The 22,082-nt window shown below is 37.5% G+C and carries 20 protein-coding genes and 1 pseudogene; 11 read left to right on the plus strand and 10 right to left on the minus strand.

Annotation, left to right across the window (positions count from 1 at the left end; genetic code table 11):
* Positions 1-16: 16 nt before the first annotated feature.
* Both EGI24_RS07390 and EGI24_RS07395 read right to left on the minus strand, forming a co-directional pair.
* On the minus strand, positions 17-1,018 hold the full coding sequence (locus EGI24_RS07390; RefSeq protein ID WP_255047724.1) for a glycoside hydrolase family 5 protein: 1,002 nt from the start codon (positions 1,016-1,018) through the stop codon (positions 17-19).
* Between the two features lie 64 nt (positions 1,019-1,082).
* Complete coding sequence (locus EGI24_RS07395; RefSeq protein ID WP_255047725.1) at positions 1,083-1,472, minus strand: TraR/DksA C4-type zinc finger protein; 390 nt, start codon at positions 1,470-1,472, stop codon at positions 1,083-1,085.
* Between the two features lie 409 nt (positions 1,473-1,881).
* Between EGI24_RS07395 and EGI24_RS07400 the strand changes: the two genes are divergently transcribed.
* The 4 genes from EGI24_RS07400 to EGI24_RS07415 all read left to right on the plus strand — a co-directional run bounded on the left by EGI24_RS07400 (position 1,882) and on the right by EGI24_RS07415 (position 4,799).
* Entirely contained in the window at positions 1,882-3,159 is a 1,278-nt protein-coding gene (locus EGI24_RS07400; RefSeq protein ID WP_255047726.1) for a Glu/Leu/Phe/Val dehydrogenase, read from the plus strand.
* 167 nt (positions 3,160-3,326) lie between these two features.
* Positions 3,327-4,124, plus strand: coding sequence for an SDR family oxidoreductase (locus EGI24_RS07405; protein ID WP_255047727.1), 798 nt, complete (start codon positions 3,327-3,329; stop codon positions 4,122-4,124).
* A gap of 29 nt (positions 4,125-4,153) precedes the next feature.
* Positions 4,154-4,660 (plus strand): histidine phosphatase family protein, encoded by a 507-nt coding sequence (locus EGI24_RS07410; RefSeq protein ID WP_255047728.1) that lies wholly within the window; start codon positions 4,154-4,156, stop codon positions 4,658-4,660.
* A 1-nt stretch (position 4,661) separates the two neighbouring features.
* Positions 4,662-4,799: a hypothetical protein gene (locus tag EGI24_RS07415; RefSeq protein ID WP_255047729.1), complete on the plus strand. Its 138-nt coding sequence runs from the start codon at positions 4,662-4,664 to the stop codon at positions 4,797-4,799.
* A gap of 6 nt (positions 4,800-4,805) precedes the next feature.
* On the opposite strand, the gene EGI24_RS07420 is transcribed toward EGI24_RS07415, so the two are convergent.
* Together EGI24_RS07420 and EGI24_RS07425 are read right to left on the minus strand one after the other, a co-directional pair.
* Complete coding sequence (locus EGI24_RS07420) at positions 4,806-5,309, minus strand: GbsR/MarR family transcriptional regulator (protein WP_255047730.1); 504 nt, start codon at positions 5,307-5,309, stop codon at positions 4,806-4,808.
* Between the two features lie 335 nt (positions 5,310-5,644).
* A complete protein-coding gene (locus EGI24_RS07425; protein ID WP_255047731.1) occupies positions 5,645-6,304 on the minus strand; it encodes a metal-dependent transcriptional regulator in 660 nt (219 codons plus the stop codon).
* Positions 6,305-6,421: 117 nt separating this feature from the next.
* Here EGI24_RS07425 and EGI24_RS07430 point away from each other — a divergent pair, with 117 nt between their 5' ends.
* A complete protein-coding gene (locus tag EGI24_RS07430; protein WP_310586075.1) occupies positions 6,422-8,665 on the plus strand; it encodes a carboxypeptidase-like regulatory domain-containing protein in 2,244 nt (747 codons plus the stop codon).
* A gap of 152 nt (positions 8,666-8,817) precedes the next feature.
* On the opposite strand, the gene EGI24_RS07435 is transcribed toward EGI24_RS07430, so the two are convergent.
* From EGI24_RS07435 to EGI24_RS07450, 4 genes are all read right to left on the minus strand, one after another.
* Positions 8,818-10,614, minus strand: a complete 1,797-nt coding sequence (locus tag EGI24_RS07435; protein ID WP_255047732.1) for a M56 family metallopeptidase — start codon at positions 10,612-10,614, stop codon at positions 8,818-8,820.
* Positions 10,615-10,704: 90 nt separating this feature from the next.
* A complete protein-coding gene (locus EGI24_RS07440) occupies positions 10,705-11,085 on the minus strand; it encodes a BlaI/MecI/CopY family transcriptional regulator (protein ID WP_255047733.1) in 381 nt (126 codons plus the stop codon).
* A 187-nt stretch (positions 11,086-11,272) separates the two neighbouring features.
* On the minus strand, positions 11,273-11,956 hold the full coding sequence (locus EGI24_RS07445) for a LytTR family DNA-binding domain-containing protein (protein WP_255047734.1): 684 nt from the start codon (positions 11,954-11,956) through the stop codon (positions 11,273-11,275).
* A 154-nt stretch (positions 11,957-12,110) separates the two neighbouring features.
* Positions 12,111-13,436 carry a sensor histidine kinase gene (locus EGI24_RS07450; RefSeq protein WP_255047735.1) on the minus strand — a complete coding sequence of 442 codons (1,326 nt, stop codon included), beginning with the start codon at positions 13,434-13,436 and terminating at the stop codon, positions 12,111-12,113.
* Between the two features lie 69 nt (positions 13,437-13,505).
* Here EGI24_RS07450 and EGI24_RS07455 point away from each other — a divergent pair, with 69 nt between their 5' ends.
* Complete coding sequence (locus EGI24_RS07455) at positions 13,506-13,664, plus strand: hypothetical protein (RefSeq protein WP_255047736.1); 159 nt, start codon at positions 13,506-13,508, stop codon at positions 13,662-13,664.
* A gap of 124 nt (positions 13,665-13,788) precedes the next feature.
* On the opposite strand, the gene EGI24_RS07460 is transcribed toward EGI24_RS07455, so the two are convergent.
* The gene (locus EGI24_RS07460; protein WP_255047737.1) at positions 13,789-13,962 is read right to left on the minus strand and encodes a hypothetical protein; all 174 of its coding nucleotides are present in this window, start codon (positions 13,960-13,962) and stop codon (positions 13,789-13,791) included.
* 423 nt (positions 13,963-14,385) lie between these two features.
* Here EGI24_RS07460 and EGI24_RS07465 point away from each other — a divergent pair, with 423 nt between their 5' ends.
* The 5 genes from EGI24_RS07465 to EGI24_RS07485 all read left to right on the plus strand — a co-directional run bounded on the left by EGI24_RS07465 (position 14,386) and on the right by EGI24_RS07485 (position 21,727).
* Positions 14,386-14,766, plus strand: coding sequence for a (deoxy)nucleoside triphosphate pyrophosphohydrolase (locus tag EGI24_RS07465; protein WP_255047738.1), 381 nt, complete (start codon positions 14,386-14,388; stop codon positions 14,764-14,766).
* A 2-nt stretch (positions 14,767-14,768) separates the two neighbouring features.
* The gene (locus tag EGI24_RS07470) at positions 14,769-17,909 is read left to right on the plus strand and encodes a DEAD/DEAH box helicase (protein WP_255047739.1); all 3,141 of its coding nucleotides are present in this window, start codon (positions 14,769-14,771) and stop codon (positions 17,907-17,909) included.
* Positions 17,910-18,179: 270 nt separating this feature from the next.
* Complete coding sequence (locus EGI24_RS07475; RefSeq protein ID WP_255047740.1) at positions 18,180-20,285, plus strand: hypothetical protein; 2,106 nt, start codon at positions 18,180-18,182, stop codon at positions 20,283-20,285.
* Between the two features lie 56 nt (positions 20,286-20,341).
* Positions 20,342-20,734, plus strand: a complete 393-nt coding sequence (locus tag EGI24_RS07480) for a hypothetical protein (protein ID WP_255047741.1) — start codon at positions 20,342-20,344, stop codon at positions 20,732-20,734.
* Between the two features lie 174 nt (positions 20,735-20,908).
* Positions 20,909-21,727, plus strand: a complete 819-nt coding sequence (locus EGI24_RS07485) for a mechanosensitive ion channel family protein (protein ID WP_255047742.1) — start codon at positions 20,909-20,911, stop codon at positions 21,725-21,727.
* A gap of 62 nt (positions 21,728-21,789) precedes the next feature.
* Here EGI24_RS07485 and EGI24_RS07490 read toward each other — a convergent pair.
* A pseudogene (locus tag EGI24_RS07490) lies at positions 21,790-22,082 on the minus strand (peptidase S15); the annotation flags it as partial.

A 22,082-nucleotide genomic window follows, 5' to 3' on the forward strand; every position in this document is an offset into this window, starting at 1 on the left:
AACAAAATAACGCACCTTACTTGCCTTTTCTATCATTTAATGCTTTTTTAAAAAAAACTCCATGCCGGGTAAGATCGTAATTCCAGTTTGAAAACAAACTAGGAGCCCAACTGGGGTCAAAAACCCAAACTACCCACGAAATATTCTTGTTGTCACAATACTTTATAATGGCTTCACCATAAGATTCATCGCTAATTACTGGTATATGGGCTCCTCTTTCTTCAGCACCTGCAAATCCGATTTCAGTTAAAATCAAAGGATATTTGTCTTTTACAAACCCCCAGTCTTTTGTCCATTGTTCTTCCCAAGGTTTTGGTCTTTTCTGAGGATATGGATGAGAAACATAGCCAATACCTTCGGCATTTATGGGTTCGGAAGCTATTTGGGTTAAATCATAAGCCCAATTAAAACCTGCTACGAGCGGTATAGCGGTATTTCCATGTGCTCTGATGATTCCGATTATCTCTTCATTGAGTCTTTTCCAATCTTGCCAACTGCATGTGCCCAACTCTCCATTGTAAGTGGTAGGTTCATTGAATATTTCAAAAAAAGCAACTGTATTATTCCCCTTAAAGTGCTTGGCTATGGTTCTCCAAAACTCAAAAGTTTCTTTCTGTGTGGTTTCGTATCCGTCTGCCTGATACATTTCTGTTCTAAGATTTCCGATAGAATGCCAATCTATAATGACATACATTTTCTGACTTTTTGCCAAAAGAACCCCTTCTTCTAATAGTTTCAAGTATTTATCTTTTCCAACTCTCCGCCAAGCAGAAGGATGAACAGGAAATCTTACCACATTGGCACCCCAAGATTTCATGGCTTCAAAATAGGCCAAATCCCAGTGTCCTTGATTGGCTAACTTTTCAGGATCGCTCGTATTCAGTCCTCTTAAAATAAACGGCCTATCATTTAACACAAATTCATTGCCTTTGACCTTGATTTGGGGTAAATCAGCAGACTGAGAAAAACAGGTAAGAATGTTAAATAGTACAAAAAACAATAGATAGAGGTATTTCATTTTCAAGGTTTTGAAAACAAAAATAGCGGATTTTGAGCAAAAAAAAACTTGCACGAGGCAAGTTTTAAGATTGTTTTAGTTTAGATTCAATAGTCTGCTGGGTATGAGGAACAGCCCTGAGTCTTTCCTTCGGAATTAACTTGCCTGAATCCCTACAAATGCCATAAGTACCGTTTTTGATTCTGATAAGAGCTGCTTCAAGTTGAGAAGCGAATTTTTGCAGTCTGGAAGCAGACTGACTCAACTGCTCCTTTTCTCTAACATCAGCACCGTCTTCAAGTGTTTTTGAACCCACAGCTGTATTATCCGTACCGTTATCATTTTTTCTACTAAGAGTTTCTTTGATGAAATTCACTTCATTGTTGGTTGCGGCCAACTTTTTGATGATAATTTCTTCAAATTCTGCCAATTCGGTTTCCGAATATCTGGTTTTTTCTTCTATTGAATTAGCCATAATTAGATTAATTTTCTTTGGGTTGTTAATAAGTAGTTTTTTAAAATTTCCGCAAATATAATTCATTTAAAAAAACTCGCAATCTTTTTTTAAATATTCCTAAAAATGACTGTTTATCAATGTGTTGCTAGTACACAATTGATAACAGAAAAATGATTAAAATTTAACTTTTGAGCAATTTTACATCTGATCGAATCAGGACTTTCAACCAAATATTATTTTGCAGAAAAAAATTTTCATATATCATTTTTCACAAAAGCAATAGAATCGACTGTTTTTGAACGCAAACACCTATTTATCTATTTCTTTTTGCCAAAATAACAATATAACAAATTTTAGAATAAATATAACAATTGAAAGATTAGAAAATTTTGTGTTAAGTTTGCACCCAAATCAAATAATAAAATAAATGACCTATTTAGAGCCGGCTCCAATAAAGGACAAAGAAAATCCTTTGGAGTCAATGATGTCTAGGTTTGATGCAGCCGTGAAAATCCTTGGCATTAGCGACGAAATGTACAATATTTTGAAAGTTCCTGCCAGACAAGTTATCGTAGGATTGCCTGTAACAATGGACAATGGGAAAATCGAAGTTTTTGAAGGTTATCGGGTTATTCATTCTACCATACTTGGCCCTGGAAAAGGAGGAATCAGACTAGATCCAGATGTTACATTGGATGAGGTACGTGCTTTAGCGGCATGGATGACCTGGAAATGTGCCGTTGTAGACATTCCTTACGGTGGGGCAAAAGGTGGAATAGCCTGCAATCCACGAAACATGTCAGCAGGAGAAATAGAAAGATTGATACGAGCCTACACTTTATCTATGCTCGATATTTTCGGCCCAGACAAAGACATTCCAGCACCGGATATGGGAACAGGTCCAAGAGAAATGGCGTGGTTGATGGATGAATATTCAAAGGCGAAAGGTATGACGGTGCAAGCCGTAGTAACTGGAAAACCATTGGTTTTGGGTGGTTCTTTGGGAAGGACAGAAGCAACGGGTAGAGGTGTAATGGTTTCAGCACTTTCAGGCATGGAAAAACTTAAGCTCAATCCTTATCGTGCCACCGCGGCCGTGCAAGGCTTCGGAAATGTAGGCTCACATGCGGCAGCTCTTTTACATGAAAAAGGTGTGTCAATCACTGGAATTAGCGATATCAGCGGAGCTTATTATAACGACAATGGAATTGACATAGAGAAAGCCATGGCTTACAGAAATGCCAACAACGGCACTTTGGAAGGATTTGGTGGAGCTGAAAAAATTGATGCAGAAGAGTTGTTGTTTTTACCTGTAGATTTACTTGTACCTGCTGCAAAAGAAGATGTTATTACAAAAAGCAATGCAGGTAGAATACAAGCCAAACTGATTGTGGAAGGAGCCAATGGCCCAACATCTGCAAAAGCAGACGATATTATCAATGAGAAAGGCATTATGGTGGTTCCTGATATCTTAGCCAATGCAGGTGGTGTTACGGTTTCTTATTTTGAATGGGTACAAAACCGCATTGGATACAAATGGACTTTAGATAGAATAAATAGACGTAGCGACAGAGCGATGAAAGACGCGTTTAATAATGTTTTCGAAATTTCTCAAAAATATAAAGTTCCCATGAGACTTGCGGCCTATATTCTGGCCATCGATAAGGTTTCAAGCTCTTACAAGTTTAGAGGTGGCTATGGTTGATTCGATTGAAGATTGATTCGATTGAAGATTTACGATTGTATTGATTCATTTTAAGAATATAAATAGTACAGAAAAAGACTTTTGCTTCGGAGTAAAAGTCTTTTTTTGTTAATGACGAGCCGAATGTTTTATTAAAATTTTAACTTTGCGAAAACCTAAATTATTAAATGAAAGATTTAAAGGATAAAGTAATTTGGATTACTGGTGCTTCTTCGGGTATTGGAGAGGCCACGGCTTACAAAATGGCCAAAGAAGGTGCTAAGTTGGTACTATCTGCAAGAAGAAAAGAGGAACTGGAACGTGTAAAGAACGCTTGCGGACTGCTTGAAAATGACATTCTAGTTTTGCCATTGGATGTAGAAAATTTCGAGTCATTTGAATCGCTTAAGGATACAGTTGTTGCAAAGTTTGGCAGAATAGATATACTTTTTAACAACGCCGGTATTTCTCAAAGAGGAGGCGTTTTAGAGAGCGACCTCAGCGTTTTTCAAAAAATAATTAACATCAACCTCATGGGTGTAGTGGCTTTAACCAAAGCTGTTTTGCCACAAATGATCAAACAAAACGCTGGACACATCGTGGTTACGAGTAGTTTATCAGGAAAACTGGGTTCTCCGATGCGGTCAGGTTATTGTGCCTCTAAGCACGCTTTACATGGTTTTTTTGATGCTTTAAGAGCCGAAGTTTATGAAAACAATGTTAAAGTTACGATGATATGCCCTGGTTACATTCAGACAGACATTTCGGTTAATGCGATTGGTGCTGATGGAAATAAACATGGAAAAATGGACAATAACCAAGAGAACGGCGTTCCAGTGGATGTTTGTGCAACCAAAATTGTGAAGGCTATCAAAGCTGACAAAAGCGAGATTTATATTGGCGGGAAAGAAGTTTTAGGCGTATATTTGAAGCGATTTTTCCCTAAGATTCTGGAGAAAATTGTGATAAAACAAGCACCAAAATAATACATAAAAATCTAAACCTATAAAATCCTATGGAGAAGAATTTGCTCCTTATAAGACACTCCACAGCAGAAGATGTCACCAACTCTTCCATGGTGAGAGATATTGATAGAGAACTCACCTCTAGAGGCATAATGGAGTCTGCTCGAGTAGGAAAATACTTGAAAGATAGCGGAATAGAGATAGATGGGATTTATTGTAGCCCTTCGATAAGAACTAAAACCACGGCCAGCCTTGTTGCAGAACAATTAAAATTTGACACTGAAAATATAGTTTTTTCCGAAACACTTTATGGGAGCGGCCCTAGAGGATATTTGTCCTTGTTAAACGGCTTGGAGAATCATTTGAACACCGTTATTATAGTCGGTCATAATCCTGACATTAGTTTTTTTGCAGACTACCTCAGCAGCCAAGATTGTGGCGGAAGTATGGAAAAAGCCACCACCATTCATTTGAAGTTTGGAGATTTAGAATGGGCTGAAATTTCTCAAAAATCCGGAAAATTAGTAAAAAGAACGGATGTAATACAATTGAATTGACATGAAAAACAACAAAATTTTTAAGATTGTCTTCTTCCTTTTTGTGTTGGCTGTTATAATTGTACTTATCGACATGGCCAGACAAACTACGGCACCTTGGAATAAAAAGAAGCAGCTCGAAAGAGCAATTCCGAAATAACAGGAATTATTTAAACAGCTTCACGAAAGTAGAAGTCAACCATGACTCCTCAGATTTGGTAACTAAGTCAAGTGTATTGTCGGCAAATCCTGCCACTGCATAAATGTCGTTCACGACTTTTAGAAACTCAGCACTTTCTGGCGAATTATCGCTCACCCCTTTTTTAATATCCTCCATGGTTTCTAATATAGGCGAAAGCTCTCTCCTCCTTCTTTCTCTACCTATTTGTCTAGCGGCCTTCCATATATCTTTTTCGGCTTGAAAATACTCTTTACGTTCACCAGGCAGTAACTGCTTGTATATCAAACCCCAGCTCATAAGATCACGTAGGTTCATGTTTACGTTACCTCTTGAAATCTGGAGTTCTTCCATTATTTCATCGGCATTAAGAGATTTTGGGGAAAGCAATAACAATGCGTGAATTTGCGACATAGTTCTGTTTATCCCCCATTGTGTGGCAAGGGTACCCCAGGTATGGATAAACCGATCTTTCGCTTCTTGTAATTCCATAAAATAGGTCTGTTATATAAAATAGCACGTACAATAAGTTCCAAATTAAAATAGTTATTTTGAATTTTCAAAATATTCTGAAAGTTTTCTTTCTAAAAAAAAGACATTTGGAGTCTTTCAGGTACGTTTCTAATACAAAAAAAAGCAATATCAAAAATTTACATTCTAAAAACGTGCCAAAATAAATTTTTATAATTGAAAATTTGGCTAGGAATACTTAGAGAAAATATCAATTTCTTAGATTTAATAAGATAATTTAACGTATAATAAATAAGGTGACAGATTTTGCGAGAATGGATTAAAGCAGAAAAACAATTACAATAATTTATTAAATATCAAACATTTAATTTGACCAATATCTTGGTAGCTCCCAGCTGGCTAAGGGTTTGTTCAGAATTATTATTTACCAACACTCGCATCGTTTTATCAAAATCCTGAATTTCCAAAACTTTAATTTTATCACCCAATTTAAGATTGAGCTTGTCGATGAGCTTCAAAAAGCTATCCTGAGAAGAACCCACAGACATAAATGTGGCTTGTTGGCCCTCATGACATTCTTCCAATTTCTTATAGTTTTGAATGGCCACTTCCCCATTAATATCGGGAATGGGTGAGCCATGAGGATCAACCTTGGGAAAATCCAACAGTTGATCTATCCTATCAAAAAACCTTTGAGATTTTATATGTTCTATTTGCTCAGCAATCTCATGCACTTCATCCCACCCAAATCCAAGATGCTCTACCAAAAACATTTCAACCAATCTGTGCTTTCTGATAATTAAGCCTGCCGCCCTTTTTCCACCCTGAGTGAGTGTTAAAGGCTTATATTTTTCGTACGAAATCAATTCCTTGGAAGAAAGCTTCTTTACCATACTATTTACAGTTGGCATCTTAATATTCAAGCTTTTACTTAAATCCAACACCGAAACCTCCTCGTTTTCGAGGCTTAAATGAAACAAAGCCTTTAAATAATTTTCCTCTGTCAAAGTCATCATGCACAAATTTATCCCATTTTATTTTCTGAAGTAAATATTTAATCTAAAATTTTTGTTAGACTATTCTAACATTATAGTTTTATTCTACTACCTTTGTGTGTTGATTAGAATCGTTTTATGAAAAAATATATATTTATAGTACTCACTTTCATAGCCATGACACAGCCAACCATGGGTCAATTCGAACTAAAAGGCCAAGTATTGGCCAGAAGTAATGGCGAAAAACTACCATTTGCATCTGTAAAAATAAAAGGCACCACCACCGGAACGACCACCAACGAAGACGGTGAGTTTATCTTCAAAGATTTAAAAAAAGGCAACCATATTTTTGTTTTTAGCTATGTAGGCAAACTCCAAAAGCTCTACGAAATAAAAATCGAAAATAATACCTCAATTAAAATAGAGTTGAATGATGACCCTAGCCAATTAAATGAAGTAGTAGTGACAGGCAACCTGAAAGAAATGAGCAAATCGGAGAGTGCCATTCCGATTGATGTTATTACCCCATCTTTTTTTGCAAAAAATCCTACGCCAAACATTTTTGAGGCCATGCAAAGTGTAAACGGCGTGCGACCACAAATCAATTGCAATGTCTGCAATACAGGCGATATACATATCAACGGCTTAGAAGGACCTTACACCATGATTCTGATAGACGGCATGCCTATTGTTTCGTCGCTTGGGTCTGTCTACGGTTTGTTTGGCATACCCAACGGACTGATAGAGAGAATAGAAGTGGTAAAAGGACCTGCCTCCACGCTGTATGGATCAGAAGCAGTCGGTGGCCTGATAAATATCATTACCAAGGTTCCATTAAAAAGTCCAAAATTTAGTTTTGAAACTAATAGCACAAGTTGGGGAGAATGGAATACCGACCTAGGAGTAAAATATAAATTAAGTAAAATCAGTGCACTTTTGGGTATCAATTATTTTGATTATAACCAAAAAATAGACAAAAACGCTGATGGGTTCACTGACTTGAGCTTGCAAAGGAGGATTTCGATTTTCAATAAGTTTCAAACCAAAAATAGCTCTTTGGCTTTGAGGTATTTTCATGAAAATCGGTGGGGAGGAGAAACAAATTGGACAGTAAAATATCGAGGAACAAACCAAATTTATGGCGAAAGTATATATACAAGGCGATTTGAGATGATTGGAGCAACAAATTTCTCCAACAATTTGTCGGTCAACTACTCTTACAACAGTCATAAACAGGATTCTTACTACGGCACTGTGCCATTATTGGGTACACAGCACATTGGGTTTTTATTGAGTAAATACCAAAAGACCATTGGTCAAAACGATTTGTTGGTAGGCCTTCCATTAAAATACAATTTTTACGATGACAACACGGTGGTCACGCAGTCGGAAAACCTAAATAAACCCCAAAAACTGTGGATTCCAGGAATTTTTGCTCAACACGAAAGAAAAATAGGAGAAAACATAAAAACCATGGAAGGTTTAAGATTGGATTATAACCAAACCCATGGATGGATATTTACGCCAAGAATCGCTCTGAAATGGAACAATAAACTCAATATAGTAAGGCTTAACATTGGCAAAGGATACAGAATTGTAAACGTTTTTGCAGAAGAACATGCAGCGATGACGGGTGCAAGAGAAGTGCAAATAACTGAAAACCTAAAACCCGAACAAAGCTGGAATATAAACCTAAACTACAACAAAAAGACCATCATCAATGAGGGTTTTATAGGCATAGACGCTTCTGTTTTTTATACCTACTTCTCCAATAAAATCATCCCAGATTATGACACGCCTGACAAAATAATTTATAAAAACTTAAGTGGCTATTTGGTATCGAAAGGAGCAAACATAAATTTGGATTTCACTTTTAATAATGGTTTGAAAATATTGGGTGGTGTAACGTTTTTAGATGTAAAGAAAACCGAAAATGGTACTAAATCAGTCCCTTATTTTACTGAAAGACTATCTGCCAACTATGTGGTTTCCTATGAAATCATCAAACCAAAGATACTGATTGATTATTCGGCCAACTTGGTGGGGCCTATGCGTCTGCCGCTACAAAACGAATATGATCCTCGCCCTTCGAAATCACCAATTAGCAATATTCAAAACCTACAGGTGACCAAAGAATTTAATGCGAATTTTAAAATTTATGGGGGAATAAAAAACATTTTCAACTTTGTGCCTTACAAAAACCTGCCCTTTATTATTTCCCGATCACAAGACCCTTTTGATAAAAAAGTGATTTTTGAAGAATCCGGAGCGGTCCAGCGAAATGCAGAAAACCCTTATGGCCTAACATTTGACCCAACTTATGTGTATGCTTCGTTGCAAAGTCGGAGAATGTTTTTGGGCATTAAATACAATATTCAGTAAAACCATAAAGGCAGAATTCAACCATTTTAGAAAACAACTTCCGTTTCCTTGATAAAAGTGAACCTAAATTTAGCATAAAAAACTCCCTAGATCTTGTCTAGGGAGTGAATTTCAGCTTCGCCCAATGACCAGCACTTAGTGATCGAATCTTATCAATCCTTTTTTGGTGGTGTTGGCGGTGACGGTGGTGACGGTGGTGACGGCACGCTTTTGGGTGATATTATACTTTTTGGTGCTTTCGGTGCTTTTGGAGAAATTACACTTTTTGGAGCTTTTGGGGCTTTAGGTGGAGATGGTGGTTTAGGTCTGTCTTTCAATATACTCAACCTGATTTCAGCTGGCATCAGCTCAATAATTTCATCAACATTTCTTTCTAATTCCACCGAAATGGACTCCATCGGTGCTGATATTTCGTCCATTTTAGCAGATATAGCATCCATTGGTGCTGATACCTTATCCATTTGCGACGATAACTCGTCCATTTGTTTGCTATACTGATCCATTTCTTTGTCGTACTCAGCCATTTCTGCATCAAATTTCTTCGAAAAAGCATCCAAATCTTTGTCACCGAATTTTTTGTTGTTCAACTCGCTGGTGTATTTTTTTGCTGCCAATTCCATCTTTTTCCCAATAACCTCCATTTTCTTACCTATTTCCTCCATAGGTTTAGAATTGACTTCCATTTGGGAGCTAAACTTTTCCATTTCTTGGCTTTGCTCTTCCATAAGTTTGCTTTGGGCTTCCATTTGCTGCTGATTGACCTCCAGAGCCTTCAGTCTGACATTTACTTTTTCTTGCACTTCGGGGCTCAGTTGCACCTCTTTGCCATTGTAAAAAATCTTGTTGTCTTTGATTCTAAAATCATTTTTATTGTTTTGAATCACAATGGAAGCCTCATTTCTCTTCGGCGAGATGAGCGTATCAGCGGTGGAAGAACTGCTGTAGATCGTCTTAGAAACCGTCGTTTTTTCTTCATTTTTTTGAGCAAAAGCAAAAAACGTTACAAACAAACCCACCACTATCCAGATGCTCTCTTTGTTGAAATTTCTTGGTGAACTGATGCCCACAATGCGTTGAACACGCTCCAATAAAGAGTAACTTTTTTTACCAAAAGCCATAGCCAATTTGGGTGTGTATGTGGATTCTTGCAATTGCACCAAAGTCTTAGCCAACAATAATTTGCTACCCGAAACTTCAAGAGCCATGTCATCGCAACAATTTTCTCTTTCTTTTCTGATTTGGGCAGAAAGCAACCACATGGCTGGATGGAAAAAATAAATTACATCTAACACTGACTGTAAGCCATTTAACAGAAAATCTTGGCGTTTAAGGTGAGCCAATTCATGAGCCAAAATGGTCTCCAATTGTTCCTGACTAAACCCAGAAACCAGACTGGCCGGAATCAGAATTACGGGCTTCAGAACCCCCATAATCATAGGCAACGAAACCATCCTTGAAACCTTCACATGAACGATTTTCGTGATATTCATCTTCTGTTTAATGTCAGACAAAATCTGGGTTAATTTCTCATCAAATTGATTTTTTGGGCTATTTTTAAGCTGATTCACCCACAAATATCCCAGAATTAACCTAGAAAAAAGTATGGCACATCCCAACACCCAAATGCCCACCACAAGCGGAAGATTGGTTTGGAGAAAACTTAACATAACTTGCACACTGCTAAGCATTTTTGGAGCCAGAGCCACACCGCCAAAGTTTTTTTCTGAGGAAGAATACTCCCTGATAACAAAGAAAGTAATACCGCTAGCCACAAATTGCAGCAACAACAAAGTCATACCTGACCAATATCGGGTATTCGCTTTTTTGGTAAAGATTACTACCAAAAAATAAACCAAAGTGACAGCCAAAATCTGCCATAAAGCGTGAACGAGCGTCCAGCCAAGTGTCTTGGCCAAAGGATTTGAAAAGAATTCTGTGATGTTTTCCATAAGATTTTTTGAATTTCACTCGGTGACTGAGCGGAGTCGAAGCCACCGAGTGGATTGTTTAATTTTTTAAAATAGCTTTTTCATAAATTGTTATTTGTCTTGTTCGAGTTGTTGGATGAGTTTTTTGAGTTCTGAAAGTTCTTCTTCCGAGGCGTGATGATTGCCCAGAGCCTGCATCACCAAGCTCATGGCATTTCCTTGGAAGGTGGAATCTATGAAACGATTCAATAGCGATTTTTGGGTGTCTTCCTCCCCTATTTTTGCTTCAAAAATATGTTGTTTCCCCTCTGCGTTTTTCGACACAAGGCCTTTCTCAAACATGATCTGCATGATTTTCAAAGTGGTCGTGTAGCCCGTTTCCTTGGTTTTGTTGATTTCCTCATTTACTTGTTTTACCGTGGCACGGCCCATTTGCCACAATACTTTGAGTACTTCAAGCTCCGACTCTGTTGGTTTTTGGAAAGTTTCCATCTATCTACGAATTGATTCGTACAAATGTAATACGAAAAGATTCGTACTTCCAAATTTTTTCTACGAAATTTTTCGTAGGTATTCGTTTCTTTACAACAAAGGAATTGCACAAAGCACACAATGCTAGACGTTTATCACATTCTTTGTGAAACTCTGAAATCAACTCTGTGCAATTCGTGGTAAAAAATCAAAGCCCCAAAACCCCTCGAATCTCCAAAAGCTTCTCCTCATACGAAGACCCCACAGGTATCTCCTTACCCAAGATCCAAACAGAATTGCGGCTAATTTTCTCGATTTTCGACAATGAAATAAGATAAGAACGATGAATTCTGACGAATTTATCGAAGGGCAGTTGGCCTAAAGCATCCGAAATACTCTGCCTCGAAAGCAGTTTTCGGTTATTCAGTACATAAGTCATGTAATTTCCTTCGGCTTCTATGTAATGGATTTCGTCGAGCAATACTTTCTCTTCCTCATAGCCAGTTTTCAAGAAAATAAAATCTAGCTCATATACTTTATTCATATCCAGGGCTTTATTGCAGGCTTTTGTAAATCTGGCCAAAGAGAAAGGCTTCAAAAGATAGTCGATGGCGTCGAGTTCAAAGCCTTTTACGGCATACTCCGAATAGGCCGTTGTAAAAATCACCATTGGGCATTTGGGCAGTATATTCACAAACTCAATCCCCGATATATCCGGCATATTGATATCCAAGAAAAGCAAGTCTATTTTATTGGTTTGCAGATAGGGTATCGCATCAAAACAGTTGGTAAAAGTAGCCTCCAAGCTCAAATAAGGCACTTTTTCAGAGAGCATTTTCACCACCTCCAAAGCGTGTGGTTCGTCGTCGATGGCGATGGCTTTTAATATCATTCTTATTTTTTTTCTACCACAGAGGTCACGGAGTTTTGCACAGAGGATCACAGAGTTTTTGATTCTCACGCCATTATCCAATACAAATATAAAAAAACTCCGTGTAACTCCGTGAATTTCAACTCTGTGTCCTCTGTGGTGAATTAACACCCCCTCAATACACCCCCAACACCAAGCTCACAAAATAATCATGATCCGTGGCCTGAATCTCCAGCTTATGGCGGTTCGGGTATATCAATTCCAAGCGTTTTTTTACGTTTTCTAGTCCTATGCCATGGCTTTGGTCGTCTAGCGTATCTTCGGTTTTTTGATGGATGCTGTTGTGCACCTTAAAATACAGATGTTGGGCATCGTGCGTTAGCGTGATGTATATCCACGACGCCGACCTGAAACTGATGCCATGCTTAAAGGCATTCTCAATAAACGGATTGAGCAGCATCGGGGCAATAAAAATCTCACGGTCAGCATTTTGTATATTCACCTCTATCTTTATGTCCTGATTTTCGTCTATCCGCATACGTTGGATATCTATAAAATTGTTGAGGTACTCTATCTCCTTCACCAACGGTATGCGGTCTTGGTGGTTTTCGTGGAGCATAAACCGCATCATGTCGCCCAGTTTTTGTATGCCGTCAGAGGTTTGGGCGGCGTTTTCTCTCAGCGAAACCGAATACAGCGTGTTCAAGGCATTAAACAAAAAGTGTGGATTGATCTGCGACCTCAGATTGCCCAACTCGGCCGTTTTTTGGCTGATTTGCGTCTTGAGTTGCGTCTTTTCTTTCGTAAACACCTTCCTTAGAAAAGCCAACACCACGGCTGCAATAATAAAAACCATAAACATCGTCACCATCCACTCGGCATGCCAGCCAAACGGCACCTGCTGAAACGAATGCCAACCAATAAACAGAATACAATACATGCCAAACGTACCCACCAACAGCGTCAGCCCAAACTTCAGCAAGCCAGTCTTAAATTCCGACGATCGGTAATCTCGGTAATTGGGCAAAACCTCCAGATAGAAAAAATTCTGAGCAAAAAATACCGTAAACGCTCCAATGGCCATCATCGAGAGTTCCTTTACGGCCCCATACCAATAATCCTTGCGGGGAAGGTTGGCAAAAAACGCCAGAAAAAGCAGCAAAACCACCATAGAGGCCACCAAAATATGACCAATAAAACCACCCTCCTGCTCCTCTTTGAGTTTGGCCTCCACGTAATAATACAGCTGAGCAAAAAGCTCATAAAACACCAAAACTATCACCACCGCTATGCTGTCGGTCAGCAAAAACAGCTTCCGAAACTCCGAAAACACCCTGAGGCCTACAATCACCTCGGGGTCATTGGAACTCATGGCTCGATAATACAGCCTGAAATAATTATGCACAAAAACACTCCCCACCACCAACAGCACCGTCAGCACCGCATACACCAGTGTACTCACCGACGACTCCGCCGCCCGCAGCTTCGGAAACAGCCCCACATGAAACACCGCCCACGCAGCAAAAAACAACACCCCCCCGCCAGCTATCGGAAATATAGCGTTCCAAAAATGCGAGTAATGATCCAGCTCACGCCAAATCAGCCACATCACATTGCCCGGCACCCTGGGTTGCAGTCCATAAATAAAATTGTCAAAGCCATTGGCCTCCTGAAACAACCGCCTCACCACATAAATGGCGACACAAACAAAAACCAACAAAACCTCTAAGCGACGACCCTTTAAAATTTTCTGCATAGCATTCTTCTATTTTTAATTTCTCCGCCAAGTGCCTAGGGCACAAAGAGCCTTTAGTTCTCTCTGTGTCCATAGCCGCCTAAGCTTTTTCATAATTCTACCCAAAAGTAGGAATGGCACCCAAGCCAAATGAAAAAATGTTGTGAAAGCCACCAAAAAAGTGACCAAAAACCATAAACCTCAAACTTTGGGCAGCCACGCCGCCTACGTCAGGCGTGCCGGCAGAGCTACGCTCGCAATCTTTGCACTCCCGTGCTTGATTGTACTCCAACTTCTCGCGGCTTCGCCAGCTGCGGGGTATCCGTTACTATCCCTGCTGCGGGGATTGGTGGGTGAAGAAATATTCTGCTAAAATTTGTAGAAATATGAGGCTCAGATAACACCAGAACGCATTGTTACTTATCGGATGTTGAAAAAAACATTTATTTTAATTAAATTTACTAAAAACAAAATTGGAACAAATACTAATAATACATTATAGATTTGCATGTTTTAGCATCGAACTTCTTAAAATCCGAAATGGTCAAAAGTTCTTTTATCTCTTTAATCGACAAGGTAAATACTTTTATATTTTCGATAATTTTAAAGACCTTTATTTATATTTAAACCGAGACATGCCGACGTGGATTTATAAAACAGAAGACGAATCAGTATTTGATTTTGAAATAGATTTATTATTGTCAAAAATTTACACATGATAACCGTAGTTTGTGCCATAATAATTATGGAAAAAAAGATTTTTGCAGCCCAAAGAAGTCAAAAAATGACAATGCCATTAAAATGGGAGTTTCCCGGAGGAAAATTAGAGCAAAATGAAGATGAAATTTCTTGTATTAAAAGAGAAATTAAAGAAGAATTAGACATCGATATAATTATAGTAAAAAGATTAATCCCAGTAATCCACAAATATTTAAATTTCGAAGTAAATTTAATTCCGTATGTTGCATATTATCAATCTGGAGATTTAAAGCTCAATGAACATATGGACTTTAAACTACTTAATATTAATGAATTAAACACCCTTGATTGGGCTGAAGCTGATATTCCAATATTAAAACAAATTATACACACGTAATTATGCTAGAAGGGATATATGAAGAATTGGTAACAAAACTTGTAAATCATAAAATTGAAGAGCTCGATAAAGCTACTTTCCAAATAAAGAAAACAGATATTGATAAATCTGAAGCAGCACAAATTCTATCAAGTCATATAAGTAAATCAGTTAGACATGCATTAACTCTAATTAAAGGAGATGATATCCTTGATACCCAGATAGAAATTGCGAATAAAATAATTCAATTTTTGAAGGATGAATTTAAAAAAGAAGATTTTGAAGAAGATTTAATCGAAACTGAAGGAAAAATATTAAAAGCTGTTTTCTCGAAAATCGACACCCATTTTTCGGATTTAGATTTACACTTAAAAGAAATTACTCCTTACACAAGATTAATTCATAGTGAACTATTTACAGGAGGCAACTCTGGAACATCCCTTGAAAGCGAACTTAGAAAAGAAATTCTTTCTTCTAATAAAATAGAATTATTAGTATCCTTCATAAAATGGCAAGGAATTAGAATTTTGGAAAAGGAACTAATTGATTTCACAAAAAGAGGTGGCAAGTTAAGGGTAATAACAACAACCTACGTTGGTGCTACAGATTCAAAAGCAGTAGAATTTTTATCCTCTCTCGAAAACACTGAAATTAAAGTATCTTACAACACTGGAAATGAGAGGCTTCATGCAAAAGCATATTTATTTCTAAGAAATTCAGGGTTTCATACTGGTTATATAGGTTCTAGCAATTTTTCAAGATCTGCCTTAACTGATGGTTTAGAATGGAATCTAAAAATAACAACCAACGAGGTTAGCCATATAATAGATAAGTTTAGAAAGACTTTTGAATCATACTGGCAAAACCCTGAATTTGAAACCTTCAACAAAACCATCCATAGTGAAAAACTTAAATCAGCTTTAAAGCAAGGTAAATTTTCAAAAGAATATTCTAATTCTACGACCTTTTTTGATATAAAACCCTTTCCATATCAGAATGAAATATTGGAAAAACTAGAGGTTGAAAGGACTGTCCACAATAGATATAATAATCTAATTGTAGCTGCAACTGGAACCGGAAAAACAGTAATTTCTGCATTTGATTATAAAAACTTTCAGTTAAAAAACAAATCCTCAAAATTACTTTTTATTGCACATCGTAAAGAGATTCTACAACAAGCAATGGCAACTTTTCAAGGCATTTTGAAAGATAATAATTTTGGTCAACTTTGGGTGGATGGAATAGAGCCAACTAGTAATGAATATCTTTTTGCCTCAATACAAACATTAAATAGTAGAATTGGAAACCTTAATTTTAGACCTGAATATTACGATTTCATCATTTTTGACGAAGCTCATCATACACCTGCAAATTCATATCGTCCAATTTTAAATTATTTTAAACCAAAAATACTTTTAGGACTAACAGCAACGCCTGAAAGAATGGATAATGAAGACATTCTAGAATATTTTTGTAATAAAATAGCTGCCGAAATCAGGTTACCAGAAGCTCTTAATAAAAAAATACTTTCTCCATTTCAATATTTTGGAATAACTGACAATATAGATTTATCAAACGTTAAATGGGATAAAGGAAAGTATTCTGTAAGTGAACTAAATAGCATTTACACAAAAAACGACATAAGGATTAATCAGATAATCAATAGCTTAGATAAATATACATTAGACGTACATGACCTTAGAGCAATTGGTTTTTGTGTTTCTGTGGAGCATGCCGTTTTTATGGCGGAAAAGTTTAATTTAGCAGGGCTAAAATCGAGATATTTAACTAGCAAAAATAGCAATCAAAGAGATGAAATAAGGGAGGAATTCAAAAAAAAGGAATTCAATTATCTATTTGTTGTTGATATTTTTAACGAGGGAGTTGATATCCCAGAAATTGATACTGTATTATTCTTAAGACCAACAGAAAGTTTAACGATTTTTCTGCAACAATTAGGTCGAGGGTTGAGATTGGCAGAAGGCAAAGACTGTTTAACTGTACTAGATTTTGTTGGCAATTCAAGACCAGAATATGATTTTGAAAGCAAATTCAGAGCCTTAATAGGAAAAACAAAAACATCAGTTCAAAAAGAAATAGAGGATGGCTTCCCCCGTTTGCCATTGGGTTGTTCAATTGTTCTTGAGAAAAAAGCGAAAGAGACTATTTTAGAAAACATAAAAAAAGCTACTTCTCTTAATATTAATCAGTTAATAAACAAAATCAGGAACTTCAAATACCAAACAACACTTCATTTTTCATTAAAAAACTTTATTGATTTCAATGATATTACAATTGAAACTATTTATAAAAAAGATAGTTGGTCGAGGTTATGTAACAAAGCTGGAATTATAGAAGATTTTAGTTCAAAAAATGAAAAAGAAATTTTTGGAGCAATTTCAAATAAATGGCTATCTACAAAATCCTTAAGCTATTTTAAATTTATTTTGAAACTTGCCAATATAAATTTTAAAATCACCATTTCTGATTTTTCAGAATCAGAAAGAATTATGCTTTTAATGTTACATTATGATATTTGGCAAAAACAAGGTGGCTTTAATTCATTAGAAGATAGTATTAAGGAAATTGGCAAAAACAGAGTCCTTGTAAATGAAATAATTGAAGTCCTTGAAATTTTAATTGATAAAATTGATTTCTTAGAATCCGATTTAGAATTACCTTATATTCAACCATTAAAATTACATTCAAGGTATACTAGAGATCAAATATTAGTTGCTTTCCAATTAAGCACATTCGAAAAAAAATCATCAAACAGAGAAGGTTGTGCCGAAAATAAAGAATTAAATTCAGAGGTATTATTTATTGATTTAATCAAATCTGAGGAAGATTTTTCTCCAACAACAATGTACGAAGATTATGCTATAAGTGAAACCTTATTCCATTGGCAAAGTCAAAATGCCTCTAAACCAGAAATAGGTAAAGGTTTATCATATGTAACTCAAAGAGAAACAAATAAAAAAATATTACTATTCGTTCGGGAAAAAGCTAAGGATGAAAATGGGAATACAATGGGTTATGTTTTTATTGGAGAAGGAAATATCAAAGATTACGAAGGATCAAAACCAATGAGCATAAAGTGGGAATTAAATGAACCCATGCCAAATAATCTCTGGAAAGATTCTGCTAAATTGTCAATTGGATAAAATTTCAATTAATTCCGACTCATACCACCCAATACTCCCCACAACCCATCATCAAAAAAGCAATTCTTTCAAAGCTTATCTGTGGTGGATTATGAAACTTTACTGTCTCTAAAAGATTACCCAATTCCCATTTCCCAAATTTTGCTATTTTTCAGTAGCACGCACCTTGCCTCTTTCAATAAATTCTCTCCACCACCAAATAAATTCCTCCAGCCAAAACCCATATCTGTCAGATTTTTAGCTTATTTTCGAGCCCTTTATTCGCTAAAGATGAAAAATATACTAAAATTACTCCTTACCCTGGGTTTGTTTTCTTTTGGACATGTTTCTGCTCAAAATTATGTGTCTGTTCAAACCCAAACGGTGCTGCCTGCGGTGGCTGATTTCAAACAACAGGTAAGCAAAGAAATTCTTTCGCCGCCCGAGTTAAAAATTGAAAATAAGCGGCTTAAAGACAAAATGATTATGCCGTCTTATGATGCCCCAATAGACAGTGTGAGGTTATTTAAAGGCCAAGCCAAAATATCGCTTCCTCAAGTAGCAGTGGCTCCTCCGGCTCCATCTGTGGGTTTTGTGGGTTTGATTGACAACAACACTAGTATACCACCAGACGTAAACGGTGCTGTTGGGCCAAATCATGTGATGACCACCCTTAACACCGAGATAAAAATACAGAACAAAACGGGAGGTGCGGTGAGTACTATTACTGATAATGGTTTTTGGACTATTGAAGAAACTGTCAGCGTTTATGATCCCAAAATTTTATATGACCCTTTTACACAGCGGTATTATTTTATAGATTTAGATGGTTCTTCATCTGCAGCTACTAATATTCTTTTTGGGGTATCCCAAACCAACGATCCTACTGGTGCTTGGAATCAATATAAATTTAAAACCAACAATGGAGACCCTGGCATTTGGTTTGACTTCCCTAGTGTGGGTTATAACAAAGATTGGATAGTAGTATCAGGAAATATGTTTGGCGATGCACCTTCCTATACCTTCAATAAAGTAAAATTGTTTGTAATCAAAAAAAGTGACGTTTTGGCGGGCATTGCAACTACGCCTACAGAGATTTCAGTAACGCCAGGCTTTACTATTTCGCCAGCTGTAGTAGCAGACAATACAACCACTACTATTCCTTTAATTTGTACTTGGAACAACACTACTGGTCAGTATAAAGTTTTTCAAATATCAGGTGTGCCACCAGCAGTACCAACGCTTTCTGATGTAGGGTTTCCTAGTGTAGGAGCTGGCAATAGTTGGTCAGAATATACGCCTAGTTATAATCAAGCTCCGCAATTGGAAATGACAGACGAATTTAATGGAATGGATGACGGTGACCATAGAATGTCAAACGCAGTGCTGAAAGGAGGGAAATTGTGGGCCGTACATAATAGTTGGAGTATTAGTTCGGGTATATTTAGGGGAGTAGTGCGTTGGTTATCAATAAACCCCACTACAGCTGCCATCAATGAGTGGGGTAAAATAGAAGATACTGGTATAACAAACATGGGTAATTTTAGTGTGCCCACAAATAGCTTTTCTTATCCTAGCATTGCCGTGAATAATAATGAAGATGTAATGATAGGCTTCGGGCATCATTCGCCTACTATTTATGGAACTGCATCTTATGTTTTACGTAAAAATGGCGATGCCAGTTTCAGCTCAGTATACCAATATAAAAACGGCACCAACAAATATTATAAAACTTATAGTGGCTCAGCAAACAGATGGGGAGACTACACCATGACCATGGTAGACCCGAGCAATGGGTCTGATTTTTGGGTAATTGGCGAATATGCAGACACACCTACCGATAGCGACAAATGGGCCACTTATTGGGCTAAAATAATACCGAATGTGGTGTTGCCTAGCATAACGTTGGGCAGTATGCCTTCTTTAAATTTATGTGCCAACAAAGCTTATGCTGTTCCGTTTTCGATTACAGGAAGCTTTAATGCAGGCAATGAATTCAGAACACAAATATCCAATGACCTAGGTTCTTTTGGTAGTCCGTTGCAGCTGGGAGCCTTAAGTTCTGTTTCGGCAGGAAACATCTCGAGTACGGTGCCCAATACCCTTAGCCCAGGCGGAACAGGGTATGTGTTGCGGATAGTATCCACCAACCCAGTAAGCACAAGTACGAATACGGTCAATGTGACCGTTATACCGCAAACGAGGGAAATCAATAGCTCCACCGTTGCTCCTTTTGAGGCCACAGAATACATCAACAACAGTGGCTCATTAAACCTAACTGGCACGAGGGAATTTAAGGCAGGAAAAGCTATCACTTTAACGCCTACGATGGGAAACAGCATAACTATTCCTCAGAATTCGGTATTTACGGCCAGAATAGTTACCTGTCCTTATTGATAACAACCATTTATATTAATATTGAATCTTAATCGTATAAACAATTAAATATCGCCATGAAATCTCTCATAAGTGTCTTTCTTTTAATGGTTTTGGTGGGTTGCGAAAAAACGGTAATGGAGACTGGCTCGCTGGTAGTCAATGTAAGTGTAGGACCCCTATGCCCAGTAGAACCCTGCAAAAAAACTCCAAGTGAAATCAAACTTGCCTATGAGGCTTATAGCCTAGTATTGACAGAGGCCATTTCAGGTACTTTGCTTGTAGAAAAACCTTTGAGCTACGACGGCACGAGGGGGACTTTTGGCGTATCCACCTTGGAAGTAGGCGATTATAAATTAACGATAAAACCTGACAACGTTTTTTCGAGAAAGGGATTTCCGAAGGACATAAAAATTGAGAGTGGGAAAACCACAACGGTTGACATCAGCATTGATACGGGAATTAGGTAAAAGATATGCCCTGTGCTAATTGAATTTTAAGAATTTCAATCCACTTTAGTTTGAAGTCAACTGAGGTAATACCATTTTGCTTTTAATCTGGGTTCCAAAAACTCAAAAAATTCAAACGCATACAGATTGAAAGCATTGAAAAACCACCTTACCTTTGTATGAAAATCATCAAGCATGCCCAACCTAGAAAAATATCTGGAACTAATATTAGCCAACATCATCGCCTACGCACCGAAATTGGTGGGGGCCATTGCCGTTTTAATTATTGGATTTTGGATAGCCAAAAAACTGGAAAAAGCGGTCATTGAACGCCTAAAACGCTCCAATTTCTCGCCCGAAATCACTTCCTTTTTGGGTTCAATATTTGGCATCGCTCTCAAGATAGCCATATTGTTAATGGCCGCTGGCATTGCGGGTTTTGATACTTCAGCACTGGTGGGTATGTTGGCTGCCGCCGGTTTTGCGGTGGGGTTGGCTCTTCAAGGTGGCTTGGGCAACTTCGCCTCGGGTATATTGATCCTCATTTTTAAACCCTACAAAGTGGGCGACTGGATAGACATTAACGGCAAGTTTGGCAAAGTGGAGGAGATTCAGATATTCAATACTATCCTCGTCACTCCTGGCCACAAAACCCTGATTATTCCCAATGCCCAAGTGACCTCCCAAATCGTAACCAACTACTCCAAAAAAGGATTCATCCGGCTAGAAATAGACATACACATGCCTTATGAGGAAAGTTTCCCAAAGATCAAAGGCATCATAGAGCAAGTGCTCGAAAAAACTCCTTTGGTACTAAATGAACCCGTACCACAAATTGGCATCGAAACTTTCGATAACTTTTTTGTAAAAATCAGTGTAAAACCCTACGTTAAGCCTGACGATTATTGGGATGTGACCTATGACATCAGGTCCCGACTAAAAGCAGCTTTCTCAGCAAATCACATTACAGTAACCTACCCAGAGTCTGTCCGTCAAGGAGAAATTGGAGGGTAATTTGTTAAGGTGATAATTAGTTAATTTGCTAATGGGTTAATGATGTAATGGGTGCTTTTGACTCAATATTTAAATACTGGAATTTTTATAAAACTGTCTGCGTACCACTTGATTTGGAGTGGCACCTTAGCGTCTTTTATGGTTTCGGTGCTAACCTCTTTACCAGTTCCATAGTTGATTTCCCAATCGAGGTTTTTGTTGATAGATAAAACAACCGCCAGCCTACTTCCCGCACCGATGGTCTTGGAAGTAAAAAATGAATCCTTAATGCTCAATGTTTCTTTTTTATTTGGGATTAAAAGCTGCCTTTTCTCTCTGTTTTCAATAAAACTGGCCCTTTGAAGGGAGTAACTTA

This window comes from Lacihabitans sp. CS3-21 (assembly GCF_024343675.1).
Lineage (GTDB): Bacteria > Bacteroidota > Bacteroidia > Cytophagales > Spirosomataceae > Leadbetterella.